The organism is uncultured Aureimonas sp., from assembly GCF_913775355.1.
In the GTDB taxonomy this organism is placed as follows: Bacteria; Pseudomonadota; Alphaproteobacteria; order Rhizobiales; family Rhizobiaceae; genus Aureimonas.
In genome coordinates this window covers 1-7,291 of the sequence record NZ_CAJYIU010000259.1, presented here as the reverse complement: position 1 = coordinate 7,291, position 7,291 = coordinate 1, and the positions used below count along the sequence as shown (strand labels likewise).

Below are 7,291 nucleotides of genomic sequence, written 5' to 3'. Positions count from 1 at the left end.
AGGCCAGAACCTGGAGCGCCATCTCGGCCGACACGCGCGGCAGCGTCCGGGTCAGGAAGTGGGTGGCGCCCATGCGGGCCTTCAGCGTGCCGAACGGATGCTCGACCGTCTCGCGCCGCACCCGCATGGCCTGTGGATCGGCATCAAGTCGGCGCTGCACGGTCTCCAAGACGTCCTCATGCTCCCAGCGCGTGACGCGCCGCTCCTTGCCGGTCGTGCAGTCCGCCTTCAGCGGACAGGCTTGGCAGGCGTTCGTCCAGTAGCGGCTGAGCGTCATGCCATTCTCGACCGTCGTGTATCGGTAAGGGAGCGTCTCGCCCGCCGGGCAGCGGTAGGCGTTCTCGTCATGGCGGTACTGGAAGTCTTCCTTGCCGAAGCGTCCCGCCGCCTTGGCGCCGGACGTCATGGGACGAGGTAGAGTGACGGCGATACCGGCGCGCTCGCAGGCCAGGATCTCCTCGCCGGAGTAGTAGCCCCGGTCGGCCACAGCCTCGAGCCGATCGACCTGGAGCGCCTGCTTGGCCTGCTGTGCCATGCCGCTGAGCTGCGCCCGGTCCGATCCGACATTGGTGACCTCGTGCGCCACGATCAGATGGTGTTCGGTGTCCACCGCCACCTGGACGTTGTAGCCCACCATGCCCGACCCGCGTCCGCTGGTCGCCATCGAGCGGGCGTCCGGATCGGTCAAGGAGACCTGACGATCGGGCGCGCACGCCATCTGTGTCCCCAGTCCGGCGAGACGCTCCATCTCCTGGCCGAGGCGGGCGATCTTCTCTTTCAATCGAGCGACCTTGGCGGCGAGTTCGGGCGTCGGCTCCTGGCGGTCAGCAGTGTCGAGCTGAGAAAGATAGCGCGACACGCTCTCCTCGATCTGCTCACGGCGCCGCTCGAGCTTGGCCTTAGTAAAGTTGCGGTCGCGGTTGTTGACCGCCTTGAACTTCGAGCCGTCGATCGCGACACGCGTGCCCCTCAGGAGGCCCATCTCGCGGCATAGCGCCACGAAGCGAGCACAGGCGCGCCCGATGGCGGAGCCGTTCTGTCGGCGGAACTCGGCAATCGTCTTGTGATCGGGCGACAGCCGAGCCGTCAGCCACATGACCTCGACGTTGCGGACTGCCTCGCGCTCCAGCCGCCGGCTGGAGGGAATGCGGTTCAGGTAGCCGTAGACGTAAAGCTTCAGAAGAGCCGAAGGATGATAGCCGGGCCGTCCCGTCGCATCCGCCTCGACACCCTCGAAGCCGAGGGACCTCAAATCCAGCACATCGACGAAGACATCGATCACCCGGACTGGGTTGTCATCTGCGATCCAGTCTTCGAGGCAGGGTGGAAACAGCGTCGCTTATTCGCGATCGGCACCGACAACGAAGCGTCTCATGCCACCCTCCGGTCAACACCGACGAGAATAGCACGCGCAGGGTTTTGACACAGCCAGGGTCGACACCGGGATGGCGGCTTTCTGGTCGGCCTGCTTGAAAGCTGCCGGTCGGCTTTCGGCCCGATTGCGTCATTTACATGCGTGGAAGATGCGGTGATGCCGGCCACTGCCGTGCACGCGAAGCCATGAATGTCGACGTACTGGCTTCGCCTACTTCATAATCCGGTAGCAAGGCGCAGGTGATAGTCACGCGTTCCTGAGAGAGCTACTCCAAGGTAACGAGGACACAGCCGGTTCTGCGTCCGTCCTGCAAACGTCAGTGCGGTGCAAGAACGGAAGCCTGTCGCCGTGCGTCGATTGTCCGAATGGCGGTGATGCAGGTCCAACTTAGTCGCAAATTGCTCACTATCCTAAAGGTTGTGCGGCTAGCGCGTAGATGCCAGGCCTGCCGACCTCCGTGCGAGCGAGCGACGTGCCACGGGTCATCGTGCTCACCGAGTCGAACAGCTTGAGGCCCGATGCTTTAAGGAAGTCGGCAAAGGGTCCGTCGGGGTGGCGTGTGTCCAGGCGCGCGAAGCGTCCGCCGAGATCGGCGAGCAGTGGGCGCACGAGACAGATGGCGTCGTCCTCGCTCTGCGCCACGACCGGTCCGATCACGGTGCCACGGCCGAAGGCGCGTCGCATCGCGTATCCTTCCAGCCGTTGCTCCCGATAGATGCCGACGATCCGCGAAAGAGGAGCGAGACGTGTCAGGATACGGGAGCGATCGGCGCGGAAGGCTGCCCGGTCGAGCGCGAAGAGATCCGAGAAGGCGGCCAAGGTCAGGTCCTCGACAGCACCGCCGTCCGGCCCGGGCCCGTCTGGCGCCGGACGGACTATGCCTTGCATCTGCGTCACGAGAGCCTGGAACTCGAATCCGAGCGACAGATAAAGTGTATAGGCCGCACGGGTCGAGTTGAGCATCAGTGACCGCTCGCCACATTCCCGAAGGATGCGCTCCATCATCCAGCGGCCTCCGCCATGGGTCTGGACGCGGGGGGAGGTGATGACCATACCGATCGTCGCTAAGCTCTGGCCGTGATCAAACCAGATGGCAGAGCTGAACACCCGCCCGATTTCGTCGAGGGCTGCCGCTCCATGCCCCAACGATCGAAGAAGCTCCCAGTCGCTGCGACGATGCGGCCAGCCGACGCTGAGGGACAGAGCATGAAGGGCCTCGAGATCCACACCTGAGATGTCTTGCGTAGCCAAGTCGAACGACTGTAGTTGCATCGTATCCCGCATCGCCGACATGGCTCCCCCGTCAGCAGTCCGGTCAATCGGTTCAGGCGGGCCGCTGCTGGAGCCCGGTGCGACAGCGAAGTGATGCCATGATTCTGAACAAGCGCAGAATGGCGACTTGTAGGCAAAAGTTTCCGCTGCTTTCGGGGTCGGTTTCAACATCATCGGCCAAAGCTCCGCACGAAGCGGCAGGGAAATCTATCCCATCACCCCTAAGGTCGCCCCAACGAGACCGGGGGCCTGGACGATGGTGGAAGACATTCTGGCGTGGCTCGTCGCCATTCCTTCCGTCGTCGGCATGCCGAACGGGCCCATCACTGAACGCATCGCCGAGTACTGCTGCTCGCACGACGCCGCCGTTCGGGTGCTGCCGGGGCCTGAAGGCGATCGGGCCAACCTGTTCGTAACGATCGGGCCCGCCGACGCACCGGGCTATGTCCTGTCGGGGCATACCGACGTCGTGCCGGCGGGTGAAGAGGGCTGGACCACGGACCCGTTTGTTTTGACGGCAAAGGGCGAGCGCCTCTGTGGCCGCGGCACGACGGATATGAAGGGCTTCCTCGCCTGCGCGCTCGCGGCGCTGCCGGCGCTCGCGACCATGGACCTCAAGCGGCCCGTCCATCTCGCTTTCTCTTACGACGAGGAGGCGGGGTGCCGCGGCGTGCCTCACATGATCGCCGCGCTGCCCGAGCTCTGCCGACGCCCGCTCGGCGTCATCGTCGGCGAGCCGAGCGGCCTGCGGGGCGTGCTCGCCCATAAGGGGAAGGCGGCGGCGCGGCTGGAGGTGACCGGGCTCGCGGGTCATTCGTCGCGGCCCGACCTCGGGCGCAACGCGGTCCATGCCATGACCGGCGTCCTGGCGGACGCGATCGCACACGGGCGCTCGCTCGAGGTCGGGCCCTTCGACGCGCGCTTCGAACCCGCCTATTCCTCGCTCCAGGTTGGGGTTGTGTCCGGGGGGCGGGCACTCAACGTCATCCCGGATCGATGCGCCGCTGAGATCGAGGTACGGGCCATTTCCGGCGTCTCTCCTCGCGCGCTGCTCGAGCCGGTCCGGACGCGGCTGGCGGCGCTGGAGGCCGAGGGCTTTGGCACGAACTGGCAGGAGCTTTCGGCCTACCCCGCGCTGGCGCTGGCCGGAGACAGTGCGCTGGCCGGGCTCGTCGCCGACCTGACGGGTCGCACGCCCCTTCCAGCCGTTAGCTACGGGACCGAGGCGGGCCTCTTCCAGGAAGCGGGACTCGACGCGATCATTTGCGGGCCCGGCAGCATCGATCGCGCCCACAAGCCCGACGAATACATCACGCGCGGCGAACTCGCCGACTGTCTCGCCATGATCCTGGCGCTCGGCGAGCGGTGCTGCGCATGAGCAGGCGTCCCGTCTTCCTGTTCAACTCAGACGCCGCGCGAGCTGCGGTGTTCCGGGACGCCTTCGCCAGGGACCTGCCGGACCTTGCCTTCGCCGACGACATGGATGCCGTGGAGCCGGACGACGTTCGCTACCTCATAACCTGGAAGGTACCCGAACGCCTCCACCGCTTCCGGCGACTGGAGGTGGTGTTCTCGATCGGTGCGGGGGTCGATCAGTTCGACACGTCTGGGCTGCCGGCGCATGTCGCGGTGGTGCGCATGGTCGAGGACGGGATCGTCCGCATGATGCAGGAATATGTCGCGCTCGCCGTCCTGGCACTGCACCGCGACTGGCCTGCCTATGCCGGCCAGCAGCGCCGTGAACTCTGGCAGGCCCGGCCACCGCGCCGGGCGGAAGGGCGCCGCGTCGGCTTTCTCGGGCTCGGCGTCCTGGCGCAGGCGGCGATGGAGCGGCTAGCCCCGTTCGGTTTCCCGCTGGTGGGATGGAGCCGTTCACCCCGGTCGATCGACGGCGTCATGTGCTTCTACGGAGGCGACCAGTTGGCCGCCTTCCTCGCGCGCACGGATGTGCTGGTCTGCCTGCTGCCGCTGACCGACGAGACCCGCGGCATCCTGAATACCGAACTCTTCGCCGCCTTGCCGCCGGGGGCGTCGCTCGTCCACGTCGGACGGGGACCGCAGCTCGACGCCGATGCGCTTCTCGCCTCGCTCGACGCGGATCACCTGTCGGCGGCCGTGCTCGACGTCACCGATCCCGAGCCCTTGCCGCACGGACATCCCCTATGGCGCCATCCCAAGGTTGTGGTGACGCCGCACGTGGCGAGCGTCACCCAGCCCGAGACGGCAGCTCGCGCCGTCATCGACAACATTCGCCGCCACGTGTCCGGCCAGCCCATGAACGGGCTCGTCGATCGCACGCGTGGCTACTGATCCCAAAACAAGGAGATATCCCATGTCGCTTCTCGTCACCCTCGACACCGATCCGCAGTTTGCGCCGAAGGAAGCGCTGCCGTTACCGGAGCGGCTGATTTCAGGCTCTCCCGCCTTCAAGACGTGGGCGCTCGACGACGCGCGCGACGGCATGGTCAAGTCTGGCATCTGGGAAGCTACGCCAGGCGAGACCCACTCGATCAAGGGCACGACCTTCGAGTTCTGCCACATCCTGTCCGGGATCATCGAGATCGAGGAGACGGGCGGCGAGACCCGCACCTACCGGGCCGGGGACAGCTTCGTGATGAAGCCGGGCTTCGTCGGCGTGTGGCGCACAATCGAGACGGTGCGCAAGATCTACGTCTGCGTCTACGAATAGGCGCCCTCGCGACCTTGTCCGACGCCTCGCCTCGGGGGCCTGCAAATTCAGACCCTCGAGGCGTGCCATGCCCGAACTTCCAGCGAGGTGCCCCATGGACCTGAGTTTCGATCCGAATGCGCTTGACCTGTCCTACCACCATTTCGTCGGCGGGAGGCGGATCGCGGCCGAGGGGCCGGGGCTGCCCATGCGCCGGCCGTCCGACGACCAGCCCTACGGAGAATGCCCCGTGGCGGGTCCCGCGCTCGTGGATGAAGCGGTCGAGACCGCCAAGGCGGCGCTGAAGTCGAGCGGCTGGGGCGAGGTGCGCCCGCGCGAGCGCGTCCGGGCCATCCAAGCCTGGGCAGACCTGATGGAGGCGGAGGCCGGGCACCTTGCTCGCCTCGAAGCCGTGTCTTCCACCCGGCCGATCGCCCAGCTGATCGAGGGCGACATCGCGATCACCGCCGAACAGATCCGCTTCTTCGCCGAGTTCGCCGACAAGGAGGGAAGCGACGTCGTTCCGACCGCCGGCACCTCCTTCGGCATGACGCTATCCGAGCCCTACGGCGTCGTCGGCGCGATCACGCCTTGGAACTTTCCGATCTCGATGGCGGGATGGAAGCTCGGCCCGGCGCTGGCCGCCGGCAACGCCGTGGTGCTGAAGCCCTCCGAGATGACGCCGTTCTCGACCCTTTACATGGCGGAACTGGCCGTGCGGGCCGGCATTCCGGCGGGGCTCGTCAACGTCGTCCTCGGCGACGGGCCGACCACAGGCGCAGCGATCACCGGCCATCCCGGCATCGGTAAGGTGTCATTCACCGGCTCGACGGCGGCGGGTGCTGCCATCATGGAGAACATCGCCCGCACCGGCGTCAAGCCGATGACGCTGGAACTCGGCGGCAAGAGCCCGCAACTCGTATTCGCCGACGCCGATCTTGAGCTGGCGGCCGCCGCCGTGACGCGCGGCATCCTGTCGAACGCGGGGCAGGCCTGCGTCGCCGGCTCCCGGCTGATCGTGGCGGAGGAGGTGGCGGAGGCCTTTGCCGAGGCTATCGCCCGGCACATGGCCGACATCCGACCCGGCCCGACCTGGGAGGCCGCCACGCGGTATTCCCCCATCATCTCGCGCCGCCAGATCGATCGGATCGACGAGATCGTACAGCGCAGCGTCGCGACGGGCGCCTCGTGCCGCACCGGCGGTGGTGCGATCGAGCGGAAAGGGTACTTCTACAAGCCGACGCTCCTGTCCGGCGTGACCGATGACTCGCCTGCCGTGCGCGAGGAGATCTTCGGACCGGTCCTAACCATGCAGACATTCCGCGAGGAGGAAGAGGCGATGGCGCTCGCCGACCATCCGACCTATGGACTGGCGGCCGGGCTCTTCACGAGGGACCTGTCCCGCGCGCTGCGGCTGACGCGAGCGCTGCAGGCGGGCACTGTTTGGGTCAACCGCTACAATCGCTCCCGCGACCACATTCTGCCCACCGGGGGCTACAAGAGTTCTGGCATCGGCAAGGACCTCGGGCGCGAGGCATATCTCGCCAACCGGAAATCCAAGAGCGTGCTGATCGACCTGTGATGGATGGCACAATGAAGACTTATCGGATCGCCCTCATTCCCGGCGACGGGATCGGCCTGCCCGTGGTGGATGCGGCCTGGACGGTGCTGGAGCGCGCGGGCGCACTGCATGGCTTCCAGCTTTCGGCGACCCGCTTTCCCTGGTCCTGCGACTTCTATCGGCAGACCGGCGCGATGATGCCGGCGGACGGGATCGAGACGCTGCGGGGCTTCGACGCGATCCTGCTGGGCGCCGTCGGCGGGACGGCTGCCGTGCCCGACGCCGTCTCGCTGCACGGCCTCCTCCTGCCGATCCGCAAGGCCTTCCGGCAATATGCCAACATCCGCCCGCACCGCCTTCTGCCGGGCGTCGAGGGCCCGTTGCGCCGGCAAGGCTTCGACATCCTCTGCATCCG

7 protein-coding genes are annotated in these 7,291 nt (G+C 66.8%); 5 read left to right on the top strand and 2 right to left on the bottom strand.

Annotated elements, in window-relative coordinates; translation table 11 throughout:
* Positions 1–1,333: IS1182 family transposase (locus tag QZ753_RS15635; protein WP_294644909.1), on the bottom strand; the 1,333-nt coding region annotated here is incomplete at its 3' end.
* Positions 1,334–1,780: 447 nt separating this feature from the next.
* The gene (locus tag QZ753_RS15630) at positions 1,781–2,821 is read right to left on the bottom strand and encodes a GNAT family N-acetyltransferase (protein ID WP_294644907.1); all 1,041 of its coding nucleotides are present in this window, start codon (positions 2,819–2,821) and stop codon (positions 1,781–1,783) included.
* Between the two features lie 82 nt (positions 2,822–2,903).
* Between QZ753_RS15630 and argE the strand changes: the two genes are divergently transcribed.
* The 5 genes from argE to QZ753_RS15605 form a co-directional block, all read left to right on the top strand.
* Positions 2,904–4,025: an acetylornithine deacetylase gene (argE, locus tag QZ753_RS15625; protein WP_294644905.1), complete on the top strand. Its 1,122-nt coding sequence runs from the start codon at positions 2,904–2,906 to the stop codon at positions 4,023–4,025.
* Positions 4,022–4,957, top strand: coding sequence for a glyoxylate/hydroxypyruvate reductase A (locus tag QZ753_RS15620; RefSeq protein ID WP_294644903.1), 936 nt, complete (start codon positions 4,022–4,024; stop codon positions 4,955–4,957). The genes argE and QZ753_RS15620 overlap by 4 nt, the downstream gene beginning before the upstream one ends.
* Positions 4,958–4,979: 22 nt before the next feature.
* On the top strand, positions 4,980–5,336 hold the full coding sequence (locus QZ753_RS15615; RefSeq protein ID WP_294644902.1) for a cupin domain-containing protein: 357 nt from the start codon (positions 4,980–4,982) through the stop codon (positions 5,334–5,336).
* A gap of 94 nt (positions 5,337–5,430) precedes the next feature.
* Positions 5,431–6,897, top strand: a complete 1,467-nt coding sequence (locus tag QZ753_RS15610; protein WP_294644899.1) for an aldehyde dehydrogenase family protein — start codon at positions 5,431–5,433, stop codon at positions 6,895–6,897.
* 11 nt (positions 6,898–6,908) lie between these two features.
* Positions 6,909–7,291, top strand: a 383-nt coding sequence (locus QZ753_RS15605) for an isocitrate/isopropylmalate family dehydrogenase (RefSeq protein WP_294644897.1), incomplete at its 3' end; no start/stop codon positions are given.

Excerpts from the sequence above, each read along its gene's own strand:
- QZ753_RS15630 (WP_294644907.1), bottom strand. The coding sequence starts at position 2,821 with ATGATGTTGAAACCGACCCCGAAAGCAGCGGAAACTTTTGCCTACAAG.
- argE (WP_294644905.1), top strand. The coding sequence starts at position 2,904 with ATGGTGGAAGACATTCTGGCGTGGCTCGTCGCCATTCCTTCCGTCGTC.
- QZ753_RS15620 (WP_294644903.1), top strand. The coding sequence starts at position 4,022 with ATGAGCAGGCGTCCCGTCTTCCTGTTCAACTCAGACGCCGCGCGAGCT.
- QZ753_RS15615 (WP_294644902.1), top strand. The coding sequence starts at position 4,980 with ATGTCGCTTCTCGTCACCCTCGACACCGATCCGCAGTTTGCGCCGAAG.
- QZ753_RS15610 (WP_294644899.1), top strand. The coding sequence starts at position 5,431 with ATGGACCTGAGTTTCGATCCGAATGCGCTTGACCTGTCCTACCACCAT.